The following is a 24,362-nucleotide window of genomic DNA, read 5'->3' on the forward strand; positions in this document are numbered from 1 at the left end:
CGCAAACTGAAGGATGCGTTAAGCGGACCTTAAAGCCGACATATTTTTGAGCAATTTAAATTATGGCAGGAAATTTACGACAGTATTCATTGGTTTATTTTTGAATTGTGTAAATATCCCCGATATTTTAACTCTTACCGCGTTTTTTCCCTCTAAGAAATAATCTCAATCGGCGTATGCTGCGGCTTGACAATGTTTTCCTCCGCTCCGTAAACTCCTTTGGTGGGAATTTGTGGTGTAAAGTGGTGATGAGGGGTAACTGGGGGGTGAGGCTGGCATGTTCCGCGGAGCAACGTTAGTCAATCTCGACAGCAAGGGACGGCTTGCTGTACCAACGCGCTATCGCGAAACGCTGATCGGGGAATCACAGGGGCAAATGGTTTGTACCATTGACCTTCACCAGCCATGCCTGCTGCTTTATACCCTGCCCGAATGGGAAATTATTGAACGTAAGCTGGCCCGCTTATCGAGTATGAACCCCGCAGAGCGTCGCGTTCAGCGTCTGTTACTGGGGCATGCCAGCGAATGCCAGATGGATAATGCAGGGCGACTGCTGGTGGCAACGACGCTTCGCCAGCATGCGAACCTGACCAAAGAAGTGATGCTGGTTGGACAGTTCAATAAATTTGAACTGTGGGATGAACAGACCTGGTATCAACAAGTCAGGGATGATGTTGAAGCAGAGCAGTCGGCTCAGGAACCGCTTTCTGAGCGCCTACAGGATTTGTCGCTATAGCTATGCAGGAAAATTACAATCATACAACGGTACTGTTGGGCGAGGCGGTGAAAGGCCTTAATATCGATCCCAACGGTATCTACATTGATGGCACCTTCGGACGAGGTGGCCACTCACGACTGATTCTCTCTCAACTGGGCGAGCGTGGCCGTCTCTACGCCATCGATCGCGATCCGCAGGCTATTGCCGCCGCAGCCGCGATTACCGATCCACGTTTTAAGATTATTTATGGTCCTTTTTCCGCGCTGGCAGACTACGCCGAGGCGCGGGGGCTGACCGGTAAAATTAATGGCATCCTGCTGGATTTGGGCGTCTCCTCGCCGCAGCTTGATGATGCCGAACGGGGATTTTCCTTTATGCGTGACGGGCCGCTGGATATGCGAATGGACCCGGATAAAGGGCTTTCTGCTGCCGAATGGCTGATGAAAGCGGGGGAGAGCGATATTGCTTTTGTCCTGAAAACCTTTGGTGAGGAGCGTTTTGCTAAACGTATTGCCCGCGCCATCGTTGAGCGCAATCGCGAGCAGCCAATGACGCGTACCAAAGAGCTGGCCGATGTGATTTACGCCGCCACGCCGGTTAAGGATAAATTCAAGCATCCTGCCACCCGCAGTTTCCAGGCGATTCGCATCTGGGTAAACAGCGAGCTGGAAGAGATTGAGCAGGCGCTTAAGGGGGCACTGACCGCCCTGGCACCCGCAGGCAGACTGTCAGTAATCAGTTTTCACTCGCTGGAAGACCGCATTGTTAAGCGCTTTATGCGCGAAAACAGCCGCGGCCCTCAGGTGCCTGCGGGTTTGCCAATGACCGAGGATCAGCTGAGCAAGCTGGGCGGACGTCAGCTTAAGGCGCTGGGCAAAATGATGCCGGGCGAAGCTGAAGTGGCAGAAAATCCCAGAGCACGCAGTTCGGTGCTGCGTATTGCGGAAAGATCGGCTTCATGATCGGCAACGAGCGGCACAGTCTGCCGGGCGTGATTGCTGGCGATCTCCTCCGCCACGGTAAGATCCCGGTGATTCTGGCCGTGGCCGTGGTGGTGTCGGCGATACTGGTGGTGACCACGGCGCATAAAACCCGCCTGCTCACCGCCCAGCGTGAACAGCTGGTGTTAGAACGCGACGCATTAGATATCGAATGGCGTAACCTGATCCTGGAAGAGAACGCTCTCGGCGATCACAGCCGGGTAGAAAGAACGGCAACGGAAAAGCTGCAAATGCAGCATGTTGACCCATCGCAGGAAAATATTGTGGTACAGCCATAAGGGACTGAATGAAACCGGCAACCAAGACGCTGAAGTTAAAACGCCCGCACGATCAGGCCAGCTTTGTAAGCTGGCGTTTTGTGTTGCTGTGCGGGTGTATTCTTCTGGCGCTGCTGGGTTTGATCGCGCGAATGGCCTGGCTACAGGTCATTAACCCCGATCGGCTGGTGCGCGAAGGCGATATGCGTTCGCTACGCGTACAGGCCGTACCCACCGCGCGCGGCATGATTACCGACCGCGCCGGTCGTCCTCTGGCGGTTAGCGTGCCGGTTAATGCCATCTGGGCCGACCCTAAGGTCCTTAACGAAAAGGGCGGCATCACGGCAGACAGCCGCTGGAAGGCGCTCTCCGAGGCGTTGTCCATTCCCCTCGATCAGCTCTCTGCTCGCGTTAACGTCAATCCTGAAGGGCGCTTTGTCTATCTTGCCCGCCAGGTGAATCCCGCCATCGGCGACTATATCAAAAAGCTCAAGCTGCCCGGCATCTTCCTCCGTGAGGAGTCGCGTCGCTACTATCCGGCAGGGCAGGTGACCTCGCATCTGATCGGTTTCACCAATATTGATGGTCAGGGCATTGAAGGCGTTGAAAAAAGCTTTGATAAGTGGCTGACCGGCCAGCCGGGCGAGCGCACCGTGCGCAAAGATCGCTATGGTCGGGTAATCGAAGACATCTCTTCCGTCGACAGCCGGGCCGCACATAATCTGACGCTGAGCATTGATGAGCGGCTACAGGCGCTGGTTTATCGTGAGTTAAACAACGCCGTGGCGTTCAATAAGGCGGAATCAGGTACGGCGGTGCTGGTGGATGTAAACACCGGCGAAGTGCTGGCGATGGCCAACAGTCCCGCTTATAACCCGAATAATCTGACCGGCGTAACCAAAGACGTCATGCGCAACCGCGCTATCACCGATATTTTCGAGCCGGGATCCACGGTCAAGCCCATGGTAGTAATGACGGCCTTACAGCGCGGCGTGGTGAAAGAGAACTCCGTCCTCAATACCATTCCCTATCGCGTAAACGGCCATGAAATTAAAGATGTGGCGCGCTATAACGAGCTGACCCTGACCGGGGTTTTACAGAAATCGAGTAACGTTGGTGTATCAAAGCTGGCGTTAGCGATGCCATCCTCAGCGCTGGTAGATACTTACGCGCGCTTTGGACTGGGAAAGGCGACCAATTTGGGGTTGGTCGGAGAAAGCAGTGGCTTATATCCTCAAAAACAACGGTGGTCTGACATAGAGAGGGCCACCTTCTCTTTCGGCTACGGGCTAATGGTAACGCCGTTACAGTTAGCGCGAGTCTATGCAACGATCGGCAGCTACGGCGTCTATCGCCCGCTGTCGATTACCAAAGTTGACCCGCCGGTAGGCGGGCAGCGTATCTTCCCTGAACCCCTGGTGCGCACGGTAATGCGTATGATGGAAAGCGTTGCGCTGCCTGGCGGGGGTGGTGTTAAGGCGGCGATCAGAGGCTACCGTATTGCCATCAAAACCGGTACGGCTAAAAAGGTTGGGCCGGATGGGAAGTACGTTAACAAATATATCGCTTATACCGCTGGCGTCGCGCCAGCCAGTCATCCTCGTTTTGCCCTGGTGGTGCTGATTAACGACCCGCAGGCCGGGAAATACTATGGCGGCGCCATTTCTGCACCCGTCTTTGGTGCGATCATGGGTGGCGTACTGCGTACCATGAATATCGAGCCCGATGCGCTTCCTTCAACGGTTCCAGCGGAAAAAAACGAGATGGTAGATAACAGAAGTGAGGGATCGAGTGACCGATCGTAATCTGTCCGACCTGCTGGCTCCCTGGGTGCCTGGTGCACCCTCGCTGCCGCTACATGAAATGATTCTGGACAGCCGCATGGCCGCGGCTGGTGACCTGTTTGTGGCCATTAAAGGTCACGAGGCGGATGGCCGCCGTTTTATTCCGCAGGCCATCGCGCAGGGCGTGGCGGCGGTCATTGCTGATGCCGACGGCGAAGCAGAAGATGGGCATATCACCGTGATGCACGGCGTGCCGGTAATTTATCTGGCGCAGCTTTCGCAGCGGCTCTCTGCCCTGGCGGGGCGCTTTTATCAGCAGCCGGGCGAGAAGCTTAAGCTGACAGGCATAACCGGTACCAATGGTAAAACCACCACCACTCAGCTGCTGGCGCAGTGGGCGAACCTGCTGGGCGAAACCGGCGCCGTAATGGGCACCGTGGGTAATGGCCTGTATGGTCAGCTTGCGCCGACGGAAAATACTACCGGCTCGGCGGTTGAGGTGCAGCAAACGCTGCACACGCTGGTTGAGAAAGGCGCAACGCTTGCCGCAATGGAAATTTCGTCCCATGGACTGGTGCAACATCGCGTGGCAGCGCTGCCCTTTGCCGCCGCGGCCTTTACCAATCTCAGTCGTGACCATCTGGACTATCACGGCGATATGACCCGCTACGAAGCGGCCAAGTGGCTGCTCTTTTCTGAACACCAGGTGGGTCAGACGATTGTTAACGCCGACGATGAGGTGGGGCGCCGCTGGCTGGCGAAGCTGCCTGATGCCGTCGCGGTTACCATGGATAACAATTTGCAGCCGGGATGCCGGGGACGCTGGCTTAGCGCGACCCGCGTGGACTACCACGATAACGGTGCCCGCATCAGCTTCGACTCCAGCTGGGGAACCGGCGAAATTGAAAGCCGCCTGATGGGCGCATTTAACGTCAGTAACCTGCTGATTGCGCTGGCTACGCTGCTGGCGCTGGGCTATCCGCTGGCCAAACTGGTTGCCACGGGTCATCAGCTGCAACCCGTCGCAGGGCGTATGGAAGTCTTTACCGCACCGGACAAACCCACGGTGGTGGTCGATTATGCGCATACCCCGGATGCGCTGGAAAAAGCGCTCCAGGCCGCGCGGCTCCACTGCAAGGGGCAGCTCTGGTGCGTATTCGGCTGCGGCGGCGATCGTGATAAAGGTAAGCGCCCACTTATGGGGGCGATTGCCGAACAGTTCTCTGATGTGGTGGTGATCACTGACGACAATCCGCGCAGTGAGGATCCCGGTGCCATTGTCGCCGATATCCTGAGCGGGCTGCTCGATGCCGGACGCGCCCGCGTAATGCCGGGACGTGCGGAAGCGGTTACTAACGCCGTCATGCAGGCCAGAGCGGGCGATATCGTGCTGGTGGCGGGTAAAGGCCATGAAGACTATCAGATTGTCGGTAACCGTCGGCTGGACTACTCCGACCGTAACACCGTCGCGCGGTTGTTGGGGGTGATGGCATGATCCCTCTCTCTCTTCAAACGCTGGCCGAAGTCACTAATGGAACGCTGGTGGGCGGCGATCTCCGCTTGTCTGAGGTCGTCACCGATACGCGGAAAGTGAGCGCAGGCTGTCTGTTTATTGCCCTGCGGGGCGAGCGCTTTGACGCTCATGACTTCGTCGGTGAAGCGATTTCCGCTGGTTCGGCAGCTCTGTTGGTGAGTAAGCACTTACCTGTGGCTGTTCCTCAGGTGGTGGTAGAGGACACGCGTATTGCGCTCGGTCAGCTGGCCGGCTGGGTTCGCCAGCAGTCGACGGCGCGTATCGTCGCCCTCACCGGCTCCTCGGGTAAAACCTCGGTGAAAGAGATGGCCGCTGCCATACTCCGGCAGTGCGGTGAAACGCTCTATACCGCGGGCAATCTGAACAACGATATCGGCGTCCCCCTTACGCTGCTACGCCTTACCGAACAGCATCAATATGCGGTTATCGAACTGGGCGCAAACCATCAGGGTGAAATTGCCTGGACCACCGGCATCGTTCGCCCTGAAAGCGCGCTGGTGAATAACCTCGCCGCGGCACACCTTGAGGGGTTTGGTTCGCTTGCGGGCGTGGCAAAGGCCAAAGGCGAAATCTTTCAGGGGCTGGCAGCCGGCGGCACGGCCATTCTGAATGACGACAGTAACGACTGGCCTCACTGGCAGACGGCGCTCGAGGGTAAAACCGTCTGGCGTTTCTCCGCTGGTACACCGACGAACAGCGATTTTTCTGCCTCGGACGTCAGGGTTTCTTCCATCGGTACGCGCTTTGTGATGTCCACGCCCGCAGGCGACGTTAACGTCGAACTGCCCCTGCCTGGCCGTCACAATATTGCTAACGCGCTGGCCGCCGCCGCGCTGGCGCTCTCCGTGGGCGCACCGCTTAGCGCGGTCAGTCAGGGCTTATCAACGCTTAAGGCGGTGCCTGGCCGACTTTTCCCGCTGCTGCTGGGTGAAGGTCAGCTGGTGCTGGATGACAGTTACAACGCTAACGTCGGCTCAATGACCGCCGCTGCGCAGGTCCTGGCCGAGATGCCGGGATATCGCGTGATGGTGGTCGGCGACATGGCGGAAATGGGTGATGAGGCCGACGCGCGCCACCGTGAAGTGGGGCAGGCCGCGCGCCAGGCGGGCATTGATAAAGTCCTTAGCGTCGGCACCTTAAGCAAATTAATCAGCGACGCCAGCGAGAGCGGCGAACATTTTACTGATAAGAGTGCCGCTACGACGCGCCTGCGGGCGCTGCTGTCGGAGCATCCTCATATCACCATCTTAGTTAAAGGTTCACGTAGTGCCGCCATGGAGCAGGTAGTGCAGAGCTTACAGGAGAAAGGAACATGCTAGTCTGGCTGGCCGAACATCTGGTCACTTTTTATTCTGGATTTAACGTCTTCTCGTATCTGACGTTTCGCGCCATTGTCAGCCTGCTGACGGCCCTGTTTATCTCTCTGTGGATGGGGCCGCGTATGATTGCGCGCCTGCAGGAAATGTCATTTGGTCAGGTCGTACGTAATGACGGCCCGGAATCGCACTTTAGCAAGCGTGGTACGCCGACCATGGGCGGCATCATGATTCTGTTCTCAATTACCGTTTCGGTACTGATGTGGGCTTATCCCTCTAACCCTTACGTCTGGTGCGTGCTCTTTGTGCTGGTGGGCTATGGCATCATCGGCTTTATTGATGATTACCGTAAGGTTGTGCGTAAAGACACTAAGGGGCTGATTGCCCGCTGGAAATATTTCTGGCAGTCGGTCATTGCGCTGGCAGTAGCCTTTGTGATGTACGCCGCAGGCAAGGATACGCCTGCGACCGAGCTGGTGGTGCCTTTCTTTAAGGACATCATGCCGCAGCTTGGACTGCTCTATATCCTGCTGAGCTATTTCGTGATCGTCGGCACCAGCAATGCGGTGAACCTGACCGACGGCCTGGACGGGCTGGCGATTATGCCGACGGTATTCGTCGCGGCGGGCTTTGCGCTGGTGGCCTGGGCGACCGGCAACATGAACTTTGCTAACTATCTGCATATCCCCTATCTGCGCCATGCGGGTGAGCTGGTCATTGTCTGTACCGCCATCGTCGGGGCAGGGCTGGGCTTCCTGTGGTTTAACACCTATCCGGCCCAGGTGTTTATGGGCGATGTGGGATCGCTGGCACTGGGCGGCGCGCTGGGCACCATTGCCGTGCTGCTGCGGCAGGAGTTCCTGCTGCTAATTATGGGCGGTGTCTTTGTCGTGGAAACGCTGTCGGTAATTTTGCAGGTCGGCTCGTTCAAACTGCGTGGGCAGCGCATCTTCCGTATGGCGCCGATCCATCACCACTATGAACTGAAAGGCTGGCCGGAACCGCGCGTGATCGTGCGCTTCTGGATTATTTCGCTGATGCTGGTGCTGATTGGCCTGGCAACGCTGAAGGTACGCTAAAAAATGGCAGACTATCTGGGTAAAAAAGTGGTCATTATCGGGCTCGGCCTCACCGGCCAGTCCTGTGTTGATTTCTTTTTAGCGCGTGGCGTGACGCCGCGCGTGATGGATACCCGTGTCGCGCCAGCCGGCCTTAACAAGCTGCCGGAGACGGTGGCGTGCTGGCTGGGTTCGCTTAACGACGACTGGCTGCTTGATGCCGATTTGATCGTTGCCAGCCCTGGAATGCCGCTTGCGCATCCGTCTCTGGCGGCAGCAGCGGATGCCGGTGTGGAGATCGTTGGCGATATCGAACTGTTCTGTCGGGAAGCACAGGCGCCGATTGTGGCGATTACCGGCTCCAATGGCAAAAGCACCGTCACCTCGCTGGTCGGTGAGATGGCGCAGGCCGCAGGCTGGCAGGTCGGCGTGGGTGGAAATATCGGCCTGCCTGCGCTGATGCTGCTTAATCAGCCTGCGCAGCTTTACGTGCTTGAGCTGTCGAGCTTTCAGCTTGAAACCACCTGCAGCCTGAAGGCCGCCGCCGCGACCGTGCTTAACGTGACGGAAGATCATATGGATCGCTATCCGTTCGGCCTTCAGCAGTATCGCGCGGCCAAGCTGCGCGTTTACGAGCAGGCCAGCGTCTGCGTGGTTAATGCAGACGATGCGATGACCATGCCGGTACGGGGTGCCGATAAGCGCTGCGTAAGCTTTGGCGCGGACGTGGGCGATTATCATCTCAACCGCCAGCAGGGCAGCATCTGGCTGCGGGTGAAGGGAGAGAAGGTGCTCAATACGGATGAAATGTTGCTTACCGGGCAGCATAACTATACCAACGCGCTGGCGGCGCTGGCGCTGGCCGACGCGGTTGGCCTGCCGCGCGCATCCAGCCTGAAGGCGCTGACCACCTTTGGCGGGCTGGCGCACCGGTTTCAGCTGGCTTACAGGCATAACGGCGTGAGCTGGATTAACGACTCGAAAGCGACCAACGTCGGCAGCACCGAAGCCGCGCTTAACGGGCTTAAGGTTGCGGGCACGCTCTGGCTGCTGCTGGGCGGCGATGGCAAGGCCGCTGATTTCAGCCCGCTGAGTCGCTACCTGTCCGATAACGTCCGCATCTGCTGCTTTGGCCGCGATCGCGCCGCCCTGGCTGCTCTGCGCCCTGAGATCGCCATGCAGACGGAAACCCTGGCTGAGGCGATGGAATATATCGCCGCACAGGTAAAGCCGGGAGACACTGTTCTGCTGTCGCCTGCCTGTGCCAGCCTCGATCAGTTTAAGAACTTTGAGCAGCGCGGTGATGCGTTTACGCAGCTGGCTAAGGAGCTTGGCTGATGAATATTCGCGGCTTTGGTCTTGCCACCTTCTTTTCTAATCGTCTGAAAGAGTGGGTGATGGGCGCGCGAGAAAGCGACGCCAGCTCGATGGTTCTTTACGATCGTACCCTACTGTGGCTGACCATTGGCATGGCGATTGTTGGCTTTGTTATGGTGACCTCGGCGTCTATGCCGGTGGGGCAGCGTCTCTCAGACGATCCCTTCTTCTTCGCCAAGCGCGACGCTTTCTATCTGGCGCTGGCGTTTGGTATGGCGCTGGTCACGCTGCGGGTGCCGATGGATTTCTGGCAGCGCTACAGCAACATCATGCTGCTGGTGACGGTGGTGATGCTGCTGGTTGTGCTGGTAGTGGGCAGTTCGGTAAACGGTGCCTCGCGCTGGATCGCGCTGGGACCGCTGCGTATACAGCCCGCAGAGCTGTCCAAACTGTCACTGTTTTGCTACCTGGCCAGCTATCTGGTGCGCAAGGTCGATGAGGTTCGCAATAACTTCTGGGGCTTCTGTAAGCCGATGGGCGTGATGGTGGTGCTGGCGGTCTTACTGCTGGCCCAGCCGGACCTCGGTACGGTAGTGGTACTGTTCGTTACCACCCTGGCGATGCTGTTTCTGGCCGGGGCGAAAATGTGGCAATTTCTGGCAATTATCGGCTCGGGCGTCTTTGCCGTTTGCCTGCTGATTATTGCTGAACCCTATCGTATGCGCCGCGTGACCTCCTTCTGGAATCCGTGGGAAGATCCTTTCGGCAGCGGCTACCAGCTGACCCAGTCGCTGATGGCGTTTGGCCGCGGTGAATTCTGGGGGCAGGGCCTGGGCAACTCGGTGCAAAAACTGGAGTATTTGCCGGAAGCGCACACCGATTTTATCTTCTCGATTATCGGTGAAGAGCTGGGTTATATCGGTGTGGTTTTAGCCCTGTTAATGGTATTCTTCGTCGCTTTTCGTGCGATGTCGATTGGACGCCGCGCGCTGGAGCAGGATCAGCGTTTTTCCGGTTTCCTCGGCTGTTCGATTGGCGTCTGGTTTAGCTTCCAGGCGCTGGTTAACGTGGGTGCCGCTGCGGGCATGTTACCTACCAAAGGGCTAACGCTGCCGCTGATCAGTTACGGAGGGTCGAGTCTGATTATTATGTCGACCGCCATCGTATTTTTGTTACGTATAGATTATGAAACACGTCTGGCTAAAGCGCAGGCGTTTACGCGAGGTAGTCGATGAAAGGGAAGCGACTGATGGTGATGGCTGGCGGAACCGGTGGGCACGTTTTCCCCGGGCTGGCGGTTGCGCATCATCTGATGGCTCAGGGCTGGCAGGTTCGCTGGCTGGGCACCGCCGACCGCATGGAGGCCGATTTAGTGCCGAAGCATGGCATTGAAATCGACTTTATTCGCATCAGCGGCCTGCGCGGCAAAGGCCTGAAGGCTCAGCTTAGCGCGCCGCTGCGTATCTTTACCGCCGTGCGTCAGGCCAGGGCCATTATGAAGGCTTACCGCCCGGATGTGGTGCTGGGTATGGGCGGCTATGTCTCTGGCCCCGGCGGCCTGGCGGCATGGAGCTGTGGCATCCCGGTCGTGCTGCATGAGCAAAACGGTATCGCCGGGTTGACCAACAAATGGCTGGCGAAAATCGCGAAGACGGTGATGCAGGCGTTCCCCGGCGCATTCCCACACGCGGATGTGGTCGGTAACCCGGTCAGAACCGACGTGCTGGCGCTGCCTCTGCCCGGGGTGCGGCTGGCAAATCGCACCGGCCCGATCCGTGTGCTGGTGATCGGCGGCAGTCAGGGCGCACGGGTGCTGAATCAGACTATGCCGCAGGTGGCGGCGAAAGCGGGCGATACCATCACGCTGTGGCATCAGGTTGGCAAAGGGGCGCTGGATAGCGTGAATCAGGCTTATCAGCAGGTCAACCAGACGCAGCATCGGGTGACCGAGTTTATTGATGATATGGCTGAAGCCTATGCCTGGGCTGACGTGGTGGTGTGCCGTTCCGGGGCGCTGACGGTCAGTGAAGTGGCCGCAGCAGGTCTGCCGGCTATCTTTGTTCCCTTTCAGCATAAAGATCGTCAGCAGTACTGGAACGCGCTGCCGCTTGAGCAGGCGGGCGCGGCAAAAATTTATGAGCAGCCGCAGTTTACTGCGGATGCGGTAGCGGAAACGCTGGGTCAGTGGGATCGCCCCCGGCTGTTAAAAATGGCGATAAAAGCGCGCAGCGTGGCAGTCCCGGATGCGACCGACCGCGTTGCGGCACAGGTCAGTGCCGCAGCGTTATAAAACACGATTTTCAGGGGCAGGGCGACCTGGCCCGCAACATACGGTGCGGTGACGTACCGACAGGCAAAAGAAGATGAATATACAACAACTGGCAAAACTGCGTTCTATCGTGCCCGAGATGCGTCGCGTCCGGCACATCCACTTTGTTGGCATCGGCGGTGCTGGCATGGGCGGTATTGCCGAAGTGTTGGCCAATGAAGGTTATGAAATCAGCGGCTCAGACCTGGCGCCGAACCCGGTTACCCAGCATCTGAGCAAACTGGGTGCGACAATTTATTTCAACCATCGCCCGGAAAACGTCAGCGATGCCAGCGTGGTGGTGGTCTCTACCGCCGTCTCGCATGACAACCCGGAGCTGGTTGCCGCGCGTGAAGCGCGCATCCCGGTGATCCGCCGCGCGGAGATGCTGGCTGAACTGATGCGATTCCGCCACGGGATTGCCGTTGCAGGCACCCACGGTAAAACTACCACCACGGCGATGGTGTCCAGCATTTATGCCGAAGGCGGACTGGATCCTACCTTTGTGAACGGGGGCCTGGTGAAAGCGGCAGGCACCCATGCGCGTCTGGGCAGCAGCCGCTACCTGATTGCGGAGGCGGATGAGAGCGATGCGTCATTCCTCCATCTTCAGCCGATGGTGGCCATTGTCACCAATATCGAAGCCGACCATATGGATACCTACCAGGGCGACTTTGAAAACCTGAAGCAGACGTTTATTAACTTTCTGCACAACCTGCCGTTTTACGGCCGTGCGGTACTCTGCGTGGACGATCCGGTAATCCGCGAGCTGATCCCGCGCGTGGGTCGCCAGATAACCACCTACGGTTTCAGCGAAGATGCCGATGTGCGCATCGCCAGCTATGAGCAGCACGGTGCGCAGGGACATTTCACTCTGGCCCGGCTGGATAAGCCGCTGATGCGGGTAACGCTTAACGCGCCTGGCCGCCATAACGCACTTAACGCCGCTGCGGCGGTGGCCGTCGCGACGGAAGAGGGGATTGAGGATACAGAGATCCTCAGCGCCCTGGAGAGTTTTCAGGGAACCGGACGCCGTTTCGACTCGCTGGGGGAATTCCCCATCACCGCCGCGGACGGTACAGCAGGCACGGCGATGCTGGTGGATGACTACGGTCACCATCCGACGGAGGTGGATGCAACCATTAAAGCCGCCCGTGCGGGCTGGCCGGATAAACAGCTGGTGATGATTTTCCAGCCGCATCGCTATACGCGCACCCGCGACCTGTATGACGATTTTGCTAACGTGCTGTCTCAGGTTGACGTTTTGCTGATGCTGGATGTTTATTCCGCGGGCGAGACGCCCATTCCGGGCGCTGACAGCCGCTCGCTGTGCCGGACCATTCGCGGTCGCGGGAAAGTCGACCCTATTCTGATCGCGGACCATGACGCGGTGCTGGAAATGCTGGCACCCAAGCTCTCCGGTAACGATCTGATTCTGGTTCAGGGTGCCGGAAACGTCGGGCGCATTGCGCGTCATCTGGCCGATCAAAAGTTACAATTACAGAATAAAGAAGGTGATCATCATGGCTGAGAAAGTCGCCGTATTACTGGGTGGCACGTCGGCAGAACGTGAAGTGTCGTTGATGTCCGGCAGCGCCGTTCTGAACGGGCTGAAAGAAGCCGGTATAGATGCTCATGCCGTTGATATCCGTGACTTCCCGGTGATGCGCCTGAAAGAAGAGGGCTTCGATAAAGCCTTTATCGCGCTGCATGGCCGCGGCGGCGAAGATGGTACGCTGCAGGGCGTACTGGAATTTCTCTCTATTCCCTACACCGGCAGCGGCGTAATGGCGTCGGCCATTACCATGGATAAGCTAAGAACCAAATTTCTCTGGCAGGGTTGCGGCCTGCCCATCGCCCCCTGGGTGGCGATTACCCGTCGGGAGCAGGAGGCCGGGCTGACGCCCGAAACGGAAGCACGGATCGCGGCGCTGGGCCTGCCGCTTTTCGTTAAACCCAGCTGTGAAGGGTCGAGCGTTGGTATCAGTCGGGTGAATGACGTGGGGGCGCTACAGGCCGCGCTGGATGAGGCTTTCCGCCACGATGATGATGTGCTGGTTGAGGCCTTTCTGAGTGGCCCGGAGTATACCGTGGCGGTCATTGGCGACGAGATCCTGCCTTCGATCCGCATTCAGGTCAGGTCGGAATTTTACGACTATGAAGCGAAATACTTCTCTGACGAAACGGAATACTTCTGCCCAAGCGGGCTGTCGGTCACACAGGAAGCTGAACTGAGCGAGATAGTAATCAAAGCCTGGCGCGCACTGGGTTGCAGCGGCTGGGGACGCGTGGACGTGATGATGGGCGGCGACGGTCGGTTTTATCTGCTGGAGGTCAACACTTCACCGGGTATGACCGGGCACAGCCTGGTTCCCATGGCGGCGAAGCAGGCCGGGATGAGCTTCTCCCAGCTGGTCGCCCGTATTCTGGAGCTTGCCGACTGATATGTCCCAGGCGGCTCTGAATGTTCGTAACCGTGAAGCGCAGGAGAAGGCGCGGTCCGGTCGCAGTAATGGTTCGCGGCTGGCCGGCATCATTTTTTTGCTGTTGGTGCTTGGCGTGATATTGGCTGCTGGGTTCGTAGTGGTGAAGTGGATGAACGACGCCTCGCGCCAGCCGCTCTCGAAGCTGGTGGTGACGGGGCAGACCCGCTACACCACCAACGACGATATTCGCCAGGCGATTTTATCGCTGGGCGCGCCGGGAACGTTTATGTCCCAGGATGTGGATGTGATTCAACAGCAGATTGAGCGTCTGCCGTGGATCCAGCAGGTGAGCGTGCGCAAGCAGTGGCCTGATGAGTTGAAAATTCATCTGGTGGAGTATGTTCCGGTCGCGCGCTGGAACGATCTGCATATGGTGGACGCGACGGGGAAGTCCTTTAGCGTCCCGGCCAGCCATCTCGGCAAAGCGGTGATGCCGATGCTGTACGGCCCTGAGGGCAGCGAGTCTGAAGTGCTGACGGGCTACCACCAGATGAGCGATGTGCTGGCTGCCAGCAAATTTAAGTTGAAAGTGGCATCAATGACCGCCCGGCGGTCCTGGCAACTGGTGTTGGATGACGATATCCGTCTTGAGTTAGGGCGCAATGAAGATATGAAACGGCTTCAGCGCTTTATCCAGCTTTATCCAACGCTACAGCAGCAGGCGCAGGCGGGAAACAAACGTATCAGCTATGTCGATCTGCGGTATGACTCTGGCGCGGCAGTAGGATGGGCACCGGCGGTTGAGAGCACTGACAGTAAACAGCAACAGAATCAGGCACAGGTTAAACAACAATGATCAAAGCGACGGACAGAAAACTGGTAGTTGGACTTGAAATCGGCACCGCTAAGGTCGCCGCTTTGGTAGGTGAAATTCTGCCCGACGGCATGGTTAACATCATCGGCGTCGGTAGCTGCCCTTCCCGGGGGATGGATAAAGGCGGCGTAAACGATCTTGAATCCGTTGTGAAATGCGTCCAGCGCGCCATTGATCAGGCTGAGCTGATGGCTGACTGCCAGATTTCCTCCGTTTACCTTGCATTATCGGGTAAACATATCAGCTGCCAGAACGAAATAGGGATGGTTCCTATTTCCGAAGAGGAAGTGACTCAGGAAGATGTGGAAAATGTGGTACACACCGCTAAATCGGTTCGCGTTCGGGATGAACACCGCATCCTCCATGTGATCCCGCAGGAGTACGCCATCGACTACCAGGAAGGGATCAAAAACCCGGTGGGACTGTCTGGCGTACGTATGCAGGCAAAAGTGCATTTGATTACCTGCCACAACGATATGGCGAAAAACATTGTTAAAGCCGTTGAACGTTGTGGACTGAAAGTTGACCAACTGATCTTCGCCGGCCTGGCTTCAAGCTTTGCCGTGCTCACCGAAGATGAGCGTGAGCTTGGCGTGTGCGTCGTGGATGTCGGCGGCGGCACGATGGATATTGCGGTTTATACCGGTGGGGCACTGCGTCACACCAAGGTTATTCCCTATGCGGGCAACGTGGTGACCAGCGATATTGCCTACGCGTTTGGTACGCCGCCGACGGATGCCGAAGCCATTAAAGTGCGTCACGGCTGTGCGCTGGGCTCCATCGTCGGTAAGGATGAAAATGTTGAGGTGCCGAGCGTGGGCGGACGTCCACCCCGTAGCCTTCAGCGCCAGACGCTGGCAGAGGTGATCGAACCGCGTTATACCGAGCTGCTGAATCTGGTTAACGACGAAATCCTGCAGTTGCAGGAACAGCTGCGCCAGCAGGGCGTGAAGCATCACCTGGCAGCAGGCATCGTCCTGACCGGCGGTGCGGCTCAGATTGAGGGATTAGCGGCCTGCGCCCAGCGCGTTTTCCACACGCAGGTGCGTATTGGACAGCCGTTAAACATTACGGGATTAACGGATTACGCGCAGGAGCCATACTACTCTACGGCAGTAGGCTTACTGCACTACGGAAAAGAGTCTCACCTCAACGGTGAGGCAGATGTAGAAAAAAGAGCCTCGGTGGGCAACTGGTTTAAACGAATCAACAGCTGGCTGAGAAAAGAGTTTTAATTTTGATAAAAGGGGATCATGCTAGACTTTTTTATGATCTCCAGGCGACAGGCACATAACGGAGAGAAATTATGTTTGAACCAATGGAATTAACCAATGACGCGGTGATTAAAGTCATCGGCGTCGGCGGCGGCGGCGGTAACGCCGTAGAACATATGGTGCGTGAGCGCATCGAAGGTGTCGAGTTCTTTGCCGTCAACACTGACGCACAGGCGTTGCGTAAAACGGCTGTCGGCCAGACCATCCAGATCGGTAATGGCATCACCAAAGGTCTGGGCGCAGGGGCGAACCCGGAAGTGGGTCGTAACTCTGCTGAAGAAGATCGCGAAGCGCTGCGTCAGGCACTGGAAGGTGCAGACATGGTGTTTATCGCCGCAGGTATGGGCGGCGGAACCGGAACAGGCGCAGCACCGGTTGTGGCCGAAGTGGCAAAAGACCTGGGTATCCTGACGGTTGCCGTGGTCACCAAGCCTTTTAATTTTGAAGGCAAAAAACGCATGGCATTTGCCGAGCAGGGTATTGCTGAGCTTTCTAAACACGTCGATTCTCTGATCACCATTCCTAATGACAAGCTGCTGAAAGTACTGGGTCGCGGCATTTCCCTGCTGGACGCGTTTGGCGCAGCTAACGACGTGCTGAAAGGCGCGGTACAGGGTATTGCTGAACTGATCACCCGTCCTGGCCTGATGAACGTCGACTTTGCTGACGTGCGCACCGTGATGTCCGAAATGGGCTACGCGATGATGGGTTCTGGCGTGGCCTGCGGTGAAGACCGTGCAGAAGAAGCCGCTGAAATGGCGATCTCCAGCCCACTGCTGGAAGATATCGACCTTTCCGGTGCGCGGGGCGTGCTGGTTAACATTACGGCGGGCTTCGACCTGCGTCTGGACGAGTTTGAAACGGTGGGTAACACCATCCGCGCCTTCGCCTCCGATAACGCGACCGTGGTTATCGGTACCTCTCTGGATCCTGAGATGAACGACGAACTGCGTGTGACCGTTGTCGCCACAGGTATCGGCATGGATAAGCGTCCGGAGATTACCCTGGTCACTAACCAGAAGCAGCAGCAGCCTGTGATGGATCACCGCTATCAGCAGCACGGCATGGCCCCGCTGCCTCAGGAGCAGAAACCTGCGGCAAAAGTGGTCAACGATCCGACTGCGCAAACCAACAAAGAGCCTGATTATCTCGATATTCCCGCCTTCCTGCGTAAGCAGGCAGATTAAGAATATCCTGAGAATTGGGATTCTCCGCTCTTTGTGCTAAAGTGTTCGCCCGCCAGTAAGTTATACTGGCGGTCGGATGAGTAATTTTGCGAGATAATGCGATGATCAAACAACGGACATTAAAACGTATCGTTCAGGCGACAGGTGTCGGTTTACATACCGGCAAGAAAGTCACACTGACGTTACGCCCTGCGCCGGCCAATACCGGGGTCATCTATCGCCGCACTGACTTGAATCCACCGGTGGATTTCCCGGCTGATGCTAAATCCGTGCGTGATACCATGCTCTGTACTTGCCTGGTTAATGAGCATGACGTACGTATTTCAACGGTCGAGCACCTTAACGCCGCTCTGGCTGGCCTGGGTATTGATAACATCGTGGTGGAAGTGAACGCGCCTGAAATTCCTATTATGGATGGCAGCGCTGCCCCCTTTGTCTATCTGCTGATGGATGCCGGCATTGAAGAGCTGAATAGCGCGAAGAAATTCGTGCGCATCAGACAGCCTGTCCGGGTTGAAGATGGCGATAAGTGGGCCGAGTTCAGACCACACAATGGGTTTACGTTGGATTTCACTATCGACTTTAACCATCCGGCGATCGATTCCAGCTCACAGCGCTACAGCATGGATTTCTCGGCTGAAGCCTTTGCCCGTCAAATCAGTCGCGCGCGTACCTTCGGGTTTATGCGTGATATTGAAGCGTTGCAGTCTCGTGGCCTGTGCCTGGGCGGCAGCTTTGACTGTGCCATTGTGGTAGATGACTATCGCGTACTGAACGAAGACGGCTTACGCTTCGAAGACGAATTCGTGCGTCACAAAATGCTCGACGCTATCGGCGACCTGTTTATGTGTGGTCACAACATTATCGGTGCCTTTACCGCATTCAAATCGGGCCATGCGCTGAACAACAAGCTGTTGCAGGCCGTTCTGGCCAGACAGGAAGCCTGGGAATGGGCAACCTTTGAAGATGAAGCCGAACTGCCGGTTACCTTCAGGGCGCCAAACCTGGTTCTGGCTTAGCGCCAGGTTACTTATTACGACTGGTTGAGCTGGTACTCTCTCCGGCCAGTGCAGCCAGTCGTTCTATAATCTTTTTCAGCTTCTCCGGGCTACGGCTCGCGACGCCTCTTAAAATTTCCGCGCTCTGCTGACTCAGCTCACGTCCACCTGTTTTTTCTTCCTTTATCGCCCGACTGCTGTTTTCCTGTACGCTTTCCTGTCCTTTTGCCGCCAGTGATGGATTTATCCTGATGTCGATTGCGGTCAATGATGGTAATATTTGCGCACGTAAAGCTGACAGCAGGCTGGATTGTTCATAGCGAAGACGCATCATCCAGCTGGCATTAGCCGTTTCGAGCACCAGAATGCCCTGGCGAAAGTTTGCCACGCGGCACCAGGGATGAAGCTGGGCGGGAAGAACCCCCCGTACGGCGATATTCAGTTTGTTCAGGGCGACAGCACGCTGCTGAATGGATTGCAGAACCCCCTGACCTTCGGTGGCATCGAGTAAATGTTCAATTGATTGCGGGCGACTATCACGCATAGCGGGCTCCGGCGGAAAACAGTGATCGGTATTTTAAATTGTTGGCGACAATTTGGCAGACGTTACTTCTGGCCGCATCTCCTGTTGGGGATGGTCGCGGCGAGCCTTGGCCTGCCTCACGCGTCAGCCTGCGATCGTACAACTTTATCAGAATCCTCTTCCAGAAGCCTGAATATCAGCAATGGGGTGCGTGGTAACCACCTCGCGCTGCTCCAGGAGGGCGTCCGTCGCACCAATTTTAACGTCGACTACTGGCACCAGCACGCCATTCGTACCGTTATTCGCCATCTCTCCTTCACGCTGACGCCAGCCAGTCTCCCTGCTGCCGAGCAGGTTTTGCCGCTTGAGGTCCATAAGCTGGCGCTGCTGGATACGCTTAATGCGCTACTGACGCATGAAGCCCGGCCACCGGTTATTATCCGCCAGACGGCGCGGCCTGCCCTGGCCTCCGCACCCGGCTATCATCCCGGCCTCTGGCTGTCGCGCGTACAGGGTATTCGTGCCGGACCCGCTTCTCTCGCCTGATATCTGACGCATACCCACTACATTAGAAGCTAAATGCTAAACCGCAGAACGCGGTGGCTGAGAGAAATTATTTATTATGTTAATCAAATTATTGACCAAGGTTTTTGGTAGCAGCAACGATCGTACCCTGCGCCGCATGCGTAAAGTCGTTGAGCAAATCAGCAAAATGGAGCCTGATTTCGAGAAGCTGTCTGACGACGAGCTCAAAGCGAAAACCGTCGAATTCCGGGCGCGTCTGGCCAGGGGCGAAGTGCTGGAGAATCTCATCCCGGAAGCCTTCGCCACCGTGCGTGAGGCCAGTAAGCGCGTGTTTGGCATGCGTCACTTTGACGTCCAGCTGCTGGGCGGCATGGTACTCAACAATCGCTGCATCGCGGAAATGCGTACCGGTGAGGGTAAAACCCTGACCGCAACGCTGCCGGCCTACCTCAATGCGCTGAGCGGTGAAGGCGTACACGTGGTTACCGTGAACGACTATCTGGCCCAGCGTGACGCCGAAAATAACCGTGCGCTGTTTGAATTTCTCGGCCTGAGCATTGGCATCAACCTGCCGGGTATGCCTGCCCCTGCCAAGCGTGAAGCCTATGCGGCGGACATCACCTACGGCACCAATAACGAATACGGCTTTGACTATCTGCGCGACAACATGGCGTTCAGCCCCGAGGACCGCGTACAGCGTAAGCTGAACTATGCGCTGGTGGACGAGGTTGACTCCATCCTGATCGATGAAGCGCGTACGCCGCTGATCATCTCCGGACCCGCAGAGGACAGCTCTGAGCTTTACATCAGAGTAAATAAAATTATCCCTAACCTGATCCGTCAGGAAAAAGAGGATTCAGACAGCTTCCAGGGTGAAGGGCACTTCTCTGTGGACGAGAAATCCCGTCAGGTACACCTCACCGAGCGTGGGCTGGTCGCGATTGAAGAGCTGATGGTCAGCGAAGGCATCATGCAGGAGGGCGAATCGCTTTATTCGCCGGGCAATATCATGATGATGCACCACGTAACGGCTGCGCTGCGCGCGCACGTGCTGTTTACCCGCGACGTGGATTACATTGTAAAAGATGGCGAAGTCATCATTGTCGATGAGCATACTGGCCGTACGATGCAGGGCCGCCGCTGGTCTGATGGGCTTCATCAGGCTATCGAAGCGAAAGAAAGCGTCGATATCCAGAATGAGAACCAGACGCTGGCCTCCATTACCTTCCAGAACTATTTCCGTCTGTATAATAAGCTGGCCGGTATGACCGGTACGGCAGATACCGAAGCCTTCGAGTTCAGCTCGATTTATAAGCTGGAAACCATCGTCGTTCCAACCAACCGTCCGATGGTTCGTAAGGATCTGCCGGACCTGGTCTATATGACCGAGAAAGAGAAAATTGATGCCATCATCGAGGATATCCGTGAGCGTACCGCTAACGGTCAGCCGGTGCTGGTCGGTACCATTTCTATCGAAAAATCGGAAGTGGTGTCGGAGGAGCTGTCGCGGGCCGGTATTAAACACGCCGTCCTGAACGCCAAATTCCACGCCCGCGAGGCAGATATTGTGGCACAGGCTGGCCAGCCGGGTGCGGTGACGATTGCAACCAACATGGCAGGCCGTGGTACGGATATCGTGCTGGGCGGCAGCTGGCAGGCAGAGATTGCTGAACTGACCGACCCCACTGCTGAACAGATAGAAGCGATTAAATCTGCCTGGAAGATCCGTCATGATGCGGTGCTGGCCTCCGGCGGTCTGCATATTATCGGTACCGAGCGCCACGAATCGCGCCGTATTGATAACCAGCTGCGCGGCCGTTCAGGCCGTCAGGGGGACAACGGTTCATCCCGTTTCTATCTGTCCATGGAAGATGCGCTGATGCGTATTTTCGCCTCCGATCGCGTAACGAATATGATGCGTAAGCTGGGTATGAAGCCTGGTGAAGCGATTGAGCATCCGTGGGTGACCAAAGCGATTGCTAACGCCCAGCGCAAGGTTGAAAGCCGCAATTTCGATATCCGTAAGCAGTTGCTGGAATATGACGATGTCGCCAACGATCAGCGTCGTGCCATTTACAGTCAGCGTAACGAACTGCTGGACGTGTCAGATGTGTCTGAAACCATCGCCAGCATCCGTGACGATGTCTTCAAAACCACCATTGACACCTTTATTCCCCCTCAGTCGCTTGAAGAGATGTGGGACGTCACCGGTCTGGAAGAGCGTCTGAAAAATGACTTCGACCTGCATATGCCGGTGGCAGAGTGGCTGGATAAAGAGCCTGAGCTGCATGAAGAGACCCTTCGCGAACGGATTATGGAGCAGGCTAAAGCGCAGTACCTGCTGAAAGAAGAGGTTGTCGGCCTTGAAATGATGCGCAGCTTTGAAAAAGGCGTGATGTTGCAGACTCTGGATTCCCTTTGGAAAGAGCATCTGGCCGCGATGGATTATCTGCGTCAGGGTATTCATCTGCGTGGCTACGCACAGAAGGATCCGAAGCAGGAGTACAAGCGCGAATCCTTTGCGATGTTTGCCGCGATGCTGGAATCACTGAAATATGAGGTGATCAGCACCCTCTGTAAGGTTCAGGTGCGCATGCCGGAAGAAGTGGAAGCGATGGAGGAGCAGCGCCGTGAAGAAGCGGAGCGTCTTGCTCAGCAGCAGCAGTTAAGCCACGTTGAAACCGAAACTGAGGCCGCGATTGAACTGGCCGATCAGACCGGTGACCGCAAAGTAGGGCGTAACGATCTTTGCCCGTGCGGATCGGGTAAAAAATACAAACAGTGTCATGGACGTCTTGCCTGATCCTGACTGAATATAAATGGCACCCAGCCTTTTGGTGGGTGCTTTTTTTTTCCTTTTTTTGCATCCTGTCAGCAGCATAGACGACTAATGGATAGTAGCCACTGGGATTACTTTGCTGGCGCAGATGTCCCAGCCCAGGCCGGCAGAGGATGTAAACCCAGTTGAAAACGTGTGGAAGAATGCCCCTGACTATCCTGGTCATACTGTGCAAAGTTACCACGATCAAGCCATATTCAGGGTGTATGATTCCCGATAGCGAGCAGAATAAAGGACGTTAATGACGATGAAATACCTACAGGTTGTGGTTGGCATTATAAAGGACCAGAAAGGCATGATATTCATTGCCCAGCGTTCAGCGGATTCACACATGGCCAATATGTGGGAGTTTCCCGGTGGGAAAATAGAGGCGGGCGAGACGCCTGAGCAGGCGCTAAGTCGTGAACTGCTGGAAGAAACGGGTATCTGCGTGGAAAATGCTATCGCCTACGATACTGCCGTTCATGCGGACAACACTCTGCATGTCACTCTGCATTTTTATATTGTCGAGCGGTGGCAGGGCACCCCTTATGGTCGTGAAGGCCAGCCTGTCCGCTGGCTGTCAGCAGCGGAGTTACAGGCAGATGAATTTCCGCCTGCAAACAAACCCATTGTTGCCCGCCTTCAGGCAGAGGCTCATCCATAGTCAGATCAGCCTTGTCGGTCATCATCTGCCTGAAGAGAAAACCCTGCGGTTTCGGTTCTTAATGTTCATACGGTGGAAGCGAGTCTTCGCTCCAGTCTTCACTTTCGGAGATACCGCCGCCGCTGGCGATACGTTTCTCTTCTGCTGCCCACTCACCCAGATCAATGAGCTGACAGCGCTTGCTGCAGAAGGGACGCCACGGACTTAATTCGTCCCAGATCACCTCTTTGGCACAGGTCGGGCAGTTAACGCTGATCACTTCATCTTTATTCATTAGTCATAACCTTAACAACAGGCGAGTTCAAAATCGAGCCGTGCCGGAACGTCGCCATTTTCACTGTCGAGCGGCAGGAAGCGAATGGCGAAACGGCTCTTATGGCCGGAAACCTGAGGATATAGGGACTCCTCTAACGCCAGCTGCAGTCGCAGCAGTTCAGCGCCTTCCGCGTTATCCTGGAAAAAACCGTTCAGGCTGGTTTGGTTACGGAAATTTCCCGACTGACGAATCAAATCGAGGATCAGCATGAGTGCCTCGCGGATTGGACTCAGCGAGGCCATCCATATCCCGACCTGAGCATCACGCACGCCTTGTTCCAGGTGCAGCCAGATATGCAGAGTAGGAAGATCAAAGCTACAGCAGCCACCCGGTATGCTCTGGCGTTGGCGAATTAGCCCGATAAGCCGGTCATCGCGCAGCAGCTGACCCATTCGCGGCGCAGCCATCAGCACAGTTGATCGCATTTTCAGATGCTCGCGCAGCGCGTTGACCCGTTCCATATCAACGCCGGGTACATCGGCCCAGGCCTGAAGCTTTTGCTGCTGCTTTTCCAGCTCTTTGATAATTTCGGTGCGCAGTTCTCCGCGCTCAAACACGTCCAGCAGCTCTGACGCATTGCGAAAGAACGTCAGCGCGCCATGATGATCGGTAATGGTCTGGCTTTGCTCCAGCTGCTGGATGAGAAACTCTATACGCAGCCATGTACGCATTTTTTCGTTTAACGGATACTCAAATAAAACGGTTGTGCTCATACTGTTAATCCTGGTGTGTTGCCTGCGCCAGCAGCCTGTAGCGCCGATCGAGAAGGGCAACGCTGGCGGCCACCTTATCGGGCGAACCGCCGTTATCTATAATGTCATCTGCCGCAGCCAGCCGCATTTCGCGAGTCGCCTGAGCAGCAAGAATATGTTCAGCCTGTTCACGGGTAATCCCGTCTCTGTGCATGGTGCGTGAAAGCTGAGTGTCGCGATCGACGTCCACGACCAACACCCGGTTTGCCAGGTGCTGCAAATTGTTTTCGACCAGAAGCGGTACCACCCACAGGCACCATTCTGACTGAACCTTGCCCAGCTGGCGGCGGGTCTCAGCCTGAATAAGCGGGTGCAGCAGCGCGTTGAGCCAGGCTTTGTCCTGGGGGGTGCTGAAAATACGCTCGCGCAGCGCGGCGCGGTTAAGTGAACCGTCCTGCTGAATCACTTCCCCCCCAAATTTCTGCTGGATGGCCACCAGTGCCGCCTGTCCGGGTTCGACGACCTGTCGGGCAATGACGTCGGCATCCACGATATCCACTCCCCTGGCGGCAAACGCATTGGCAACGGTCGATTTGCCACTGCCAATCCCACCGGTAAGGGCAACAGTATAGCGCATAAGGCTTACCTCCCATGGCTTCAGCGTCGCAGGTTGCTCATGTGTCAGACATTCCGCGCTGCGCCGGGTCAAAACTGCGGCACGGATCACATGACGGGGTTTTGGATAAATTTAGGGGATTGTAGCGTAAAT

Annotated in this window: 23 protein-coding genes; 19 read left to right on the plus strand and 4 right to left on the minus strand. The window is 56.5% G+C overall.

All coding sequences use genetic code 11. The annotated features are described in order from the left end of the window. Positions 1 to 277 precede the first annotated feature (277 nt). From mraZ to lpxC, 16 genes are all read left to right on the plus strand, one after another. Positions 278 to 736, plus strand: a complete 459-nt coding sequence (mraZ, locus tag ACLRGG_RS10635) for a division/cell wall cluster transcriptional repressor MraZ (RefSeq protein ID WP_416249743.1) — start codon at positions 278 to 280, stop codon at positions 734 to 736. A gap of 2 nt (positions 737 to 738) precedes the next feature. Beyond that, a complete protein-coding gene (gene rsmH / locus ACLRGG_RS10640) occupies positions 739 to 1,680 on the plus strand; it encodes a 16S rRNA (cytosine(1402)-N(4))-methyltransferase RsmH (protein ID WP_416249744.1) in 942 nt (313 codons plus the stop codon). Next, positions 1,677 to 1,997 (plus strand): cell division protein FtsL, encoded by a 321-nt coding sequence (gene ftsL / locus ACLRGG_RS10645; protein ID WP_067706819.1) that lies wholly within the window; start codon positions 1,677 to 1,679, stop codon positions 1,995 to 1,997. The genes rsmH and ftsL overlap by 4 nt, the downstream gene beginning before the upstream one ends. An 8-nt stretch (positions 1,998 to 2,005) precedes the next feature. Beyond that, positions 2,006 to 3,781: a peptidoglycan DD-transpeptidase PBP3 gene (gene ftsI, locus ACLRGG_RS10650; RefSeq protein WP_416249745.1), complete on the plus strand. Its 1,776-nt coding sequence runs from the start codon at positions 2,006 to 2,008 to the stop codon at positions 3,779 to 3,781. Further along, positions 3,768 to 5,255: a UDP-N-acetylmuramoyl-L-alanyl-D-glutamate--2,6-diaminopimelate ligase gene (gene murE, locus ACLRGG_RS10655; protein WP_416249746.1), complete on the plus strand. Its 1,488-nt coding sequence runs from the start codon at positions 3,768 to 3,770 to the stop codon at positions 5,253 to 5,255. Before ftsI ends, murE begins: the two co-directional genes overlap by 14 nt. Next, positions 5,252 to 6,613, plus strand: a complete 1,362-nt coding sequence (murF, locus tag ACLRGG_RS10660; RefSeq protein WP_416249747.1) for a UDP-N-acetylmuramoyl-tripeptide--D-alanyl-D-alanine ligase — start codon at positions 5,252 to 5,254, stop codon at positions 6,611 to 6,613. The genes murE and murF overlap by 4 nt, the downstream gene beginning before the upstream one ends. Next, positions 6,607 to 7,689: a phospho-N-acetylmuramoyl-pentapeptide-transferase gene (gene mraY / locus ACLRGG_RS10665; RefSeq protein WP_416249748.1), complete on the plus strand. Its 1,083-nt coding sequence runs from the start codon at positions 6,607 to 6,609 to the stop codon at positions 7,687 to 7,689. The genes murF and mraY overlap by 7 nt, the downstream gene beginning before the upstream one ends. A 3-nt stretch (positions 7,690 to 7,692) precedes the next feature. Next, positions 7,693 to 9,006, plus strand: coding sequence for a UDP-N-acetylmuramoyl-L-alanine--D-glutamate ligase (gene murD, locus ACLRGG_RS10670; RefSeq protein WP_416249749.1), 1,314 nt, complete (start codon positions 7,693 to 7,695; stop codon positions 9,004 to 9,006). Next, positions 9,006 to 10,220, plus strand: a complete 1,215-nt coding sequence (ftsW, locus tag ACLRGG_RS10675) for a cell division protein FtsW (protein ID WP_416249750.1) — start codon at positions 9,006 to 9,008, stop codon at positions 10,218 to 10,220. The genes murD and ftsW overlap by 1 nt, the downstream gene beginning before the upstream one ends. Continuing rightward, positions 10,217 to 11,275 carry an undecaprenyldiphospho-muramoylpentapeptide beta-N-acetylglucosaminyltransferase gene (gene murG, locus ACLRGG_RS10680; protein WP_416249751.1) on the plus strand — a complete coding sequence of 353 codons (1,059 nt, stop codon included), beginning with the start codon at positions 10,217 to 10,219 and terminating at the stop codon, positions 11,273 to 11,275. Before ftsW ends, murG begins: the two co-directional genes overlap by 4 nt. Positions 11,276 to 11,348: 73 nt before the next feature. Next, positions 11,349 to 12,824: a UDP-N-acetylmuramate--L-alanine ligase gene (gene murC / locus ACLRGG_RS10685; RefSeq protein ID WP_416249752.1), complete on the plus strand. Its 1,476-nt coding sequence runs from the start codon at positions 11,349 to 11,351 to the stop codon at positions 12,822 to 12,824. Then, positions 12,817 to 13,737 carry a D-alanine--D-alanine ligase gene (locus ACLRGG_RS10690; protein WP_416249753.1) on the plus strand — a complete coding sequence of 307 codons (921 nt, stop codon included), beginning with the start codon at positions 12,817 to 12,819 and terminating at the stop codon, positions 13,735 to 13,737. The genes murC and ACLRGG_RS10690 overlap by 8 nt, the downstream gene beginning before the upstream one ends. Position 13,738: 1 nt before the next feature. Then, positions 13,739 to 14,575, plus strand: coding sequence for a cell division protein FtsQ (gene ftsQ / locus ACLRGG_RS10695; protein WP_416249754.1), 837 nt, complete (start codon positions 13,739 to 13,741; stop codon positions 14,573 to 14,575). Then, positions 14,572 to 15,828: a cell division protein FtsA gene (ftsA, locus tag ACLRGG_RS10700; RefSeq protein ID WP_067706788.1), complete on the plus strand. Its 1,257-nt coding sequence runs from the start codon at positions 14,572 to 14,574 to the stop codon at positions 15,826 to 15,828. The genes ftsQ and ftsA overlap by 4 nt, the downstream gene beginning before the upstream one ends. Positions 15,829 to 15,899: 71 nt before the next feature. Then, positions 15,900 to 17,054, plus strand: coding sequence for a cell division protein FtsZ (gene ftsZ, locus ACLRGG_RS10705; protein ID WP_416249755.1), 1,155 nt, complete (start codon positions 15,900 to 15,902; stop codon positions 17,052 to 17,054). A 101-nt stretch (positions 17,055 to 17,155) separates the two neighbouring features. Then, positions 17,156 to 18,073, plus strand: a complete 918-nt coding sequence (gene lpxC, locus ACLRGG_RS10710; RefSeq protein ID WP_416249756.1) for a UDP-3-O-acyl-N-acetylglucosamine deacetylase — start codon at positions 17,156 to 17,158, stop codon at positions 18,071 to 18,073. 7 nt (positions 18,074 to 18,080) lie between these two features. On the opposite strand, the gene ACLRGG_RS10715 is transcribed toward lpxC, so the two are convergent. Beyond that, the gene (locus tag ACLRGG_RS10715; RefSeq protein WP_416249757.1) at positions 18,081 to 18,596 is read right to left on the minus strand and encodes a DUF721 domain-containing protein; all 516 of its coding nucleotides are present in this window, start codon (positions 18,594 to 18,596) and stop codon (positions 18,081 to 18,083) included. Between the two features lie 21 nt (positions 18,597 to 18,617). Here ACLRGG_RS10715 and secM point away from each other — a divergent pair, with 21 nt between their 5' ends. From secM to mutT, 3 genes are all read left to right on the plus strand, one after another. Continuing rightward, on the plus strand, positions 18,618 to 19,121 hold the full coding sequence (secM, locus tag ACLRGG_RS10720; RefSeq protein WP_416249758.1) for a secA translation cis-regulator SecM: 504 nt from the start codon (positions 18,618 to 18,620) through the stop codon (positions 19,119 to 19,121). A 76-nt stretch (positions 19,122 to 19,197) separates the two neighbouring features. Continuing rightward, positions 19,198 to 21,903: a preprotein translocase subunit SecA gene (secA, locus tag ACLRGG_RS10725; RefSeq protein WP_416249759.1), complete on the plus strand. Its 2,706-nt coding sequence runs from the start codon at positions 19,198 to 19,200 to the stop codon at positions 21,901 to 21,903. A gap of 283 nt (positions 21,904 to 22,186) precedes the next feature. Beyond that, on the plus strand, positions 22,187 to 22,585 hold the full coding sequence (gene mutT / locus ACLRGG_RS10730) for an 8-oxo-dGTP diphosphatase MutT (RefSeq protein WP_416249810.1): 399 nt from the start codon (positions 22,187 to 22,189) through the stop codon (positions 22,583 to 22,585). A gap of 58 nt (positions 22,586 to 22,643) precedes the next feature. Here the strand turns inward: mutT and yacG are convergent, their stop codons facing one another. Genes yacG through coaE form a run of 3 tightly spaced genes read right to left on the minus strand, consistent with a single transcriptional unit; the run spans position 22,644 to position 24,230 of the window. After that, a complete protein-coding gene (yacG, locus tag ACLRGG_RS10735) occupies positions 22,644 to 22,859 on the minus strand; it encodes a DNA gyrase inhibitor YacG (protein ID WP_416249760.1) in 216 nt (71 codons plus the stop codon). Between the two features lie 11 nt (positions 22,860 to 22,870). Further along, on the minus strand, positions 22,871 to 23,614 hold the full coding sequence (gene zapD, locus ACLRGG_RS10740; protein ID WP_416249761.1) for a cell division protein ZapD: 744 nt from the start codon (positions 23,612 to 23,614) through the stop codon (positions 22,871 to 22,873). A 4-nt stretch (positions 23,615 to 23,618) separates the two neighbouring features. Next, positions 23,619 to 24,230, minus strand: coding sequence for a dephospho-CoA kinase (gene coaE, locus ACLRGG_RS10745; protein WP_416249762.1), 612 nt, complete (start codon positions 24,228 to 24,230; stop codon positions 23,619 to 23,621). Between the last annotated feature and the right edge of the window lie 132 nt (positions 24,231 to 24,362).

This window comes from Erwinia sp. PPS120 (assembly GCF_047918655.1).
Classification (GTDB): domain Bacteria; phylum Pseudomonadota; class Gammaproteobacteria; order Enterobacterales; family Enterobacteriaceae; genus Erwinia; species Erwinia tasmaniensis_A.

What these genes read in the sequence shown, in the direction of transcription:
- zapD (WP_416249761.1), bottom strand. Translation starts at nt 23,614, where the DNA reads ATGAGCACAACCGTTTTATTTGAGTATCCGTTAAACGAAAAAATGCGT.
- murC (WP_416249752.1), top strand. Translation starts at nt 11,349, where the DNA reads ATGAATATACAACAACTGGCAAAACTGCGTTCTATCGTGCCCGAGATG.
- secA (WP_416249759.1), top strand. Translation starts at nt 19,198, where the DNA reads ATGTTAATCAAATTATTGACCAAGGTTTTTGGTAGCAGCAACGATCGT.
- lpxC (WP_416249756.1), top strand. Translation starts at nt 17,156, where the DNA reads ATGATCAAACAACGGACATTAAAACGTATCGTTCAGGCGACAGGTGTC.
- yacG (WP_416249760.1), bottom strand. Translation starts at nt 22,859, where the DNA reads ATGAATAAAGATGAAGTGATCAGCGTTAACTGCCCGACCTGTGCCAAA.
- ftsI (WP_416249745.1), top strand. Translation starts at nt 2,006, where the DNA reads ATGAAACCGGCAACCAAGACGCTGAAGTTAAAACGCCCGCACGATCAG.
- ftsL (WP_067706819.1), top strand. Translation starts at nt 1,677, where the DNA reads ATGATCGGCAACGAGCGGCACAGTCTGCCGGGCGTGATTGCTGGCGAT.
- ftsW (WP_416249750.1), top strand. Translation starts at nt 9,006, where the DNA reads ATGAATATTCGCGGCTTTGGTCTTGCCACCTTCTTTTCTAATCGTCTG.
- ftsQ (WP_416249754.1), top strand. Translation starts at nt 13,739, where the DNA reads ATGTCCCAGGCGGCTCTGAATGTTCGTAACCGTGAAGCGCAGGAGAAG.
- coaE (WP_416249762.1), bottom strand. Translation starts at nt 24,230, where the DNA reads ATGCGCTATACTGTTGCCCTTACCGGTGGGATTGGCAGTGGCAAATCG.
- ACLRGG_RS10715 (WP_416249757.1), bottom strand. Translation starts at nt 18,596, where the DNA reads ATGCGTGATAGTCGCCCGCAATCAATTGAACATTTACTCGATGCCACC.
- rsmH (WP_416249744.1), top strand. Translation starts at nt 739, where the DNA reads ATGCAGGAAAATTACAATCATACAACGGTACTGTTGGGCGAGGCGGTG.
- ftsA (WP_067706788.1), top strand. Translation starts at nt 14,572, where the DNA reads ATGATCAAAGCGACGGACAGAAAACTGGTAGTTGGACTTGAAATCGGC.
- ACLRGG_RS10690 (WP_416249753.1), top strand. Translation starts at nt 12,817, where the DNA reads ATGGCTGAGAAAGTCGCCGTATTACTGGGTGGCACGTCGGCAGAACGT.
- mraZ (WP_416249743.1), top strand. Translation starts at nt 278, where the DNA reads ATGTTCCGCGGAGCAACGTTAGTCAATCTCGACAGCAAGGGACGGCTT.
- ftsZ (WP_416249755.1), top strand. Translation starts at nt 15,900, where the DNA reads ATGTTTGAACCAATGGAATTAACCAATGACGCGGTGATTAAAGTCATC.
- mraY (WP_416249748.1), top strand. Translation starts at nt 6,607, where the DNA reads ATGCTAGTCTGGCTGGCCGAACATCTGGTCACTTTTTATTCTGGATTT.
- mutT (WP_416249810.1), top strand. Translation starts at nt 22,187, where the DNA reads ATGAAATACCTACAGGTTGTGGTTGGCATTATAAAGGACCAGAAAGGC.
- murG (WP_416249751.1), top strand. Translation starts at nt 10,217, where the DNA reads ATGAAAGGGAAGCGACTGATGGTGATGGCTGGCGGAACCGGTGGGCAC.
- murD (WP_416249749.1), top strand. Translation starts at nt 7,693, where the DNA reads ATGGCAGACTATCTGGGTAAAAAAGTGGTCATTATCGGGCTCGGCCTC.
- murF (WP_416249747.1), top strand. Translation starts at nt 5,252, where the DNA reads ATGATCCCTCTCTCTCTTCAAACGCTGGCCGAAGTCACTAATGGAACG.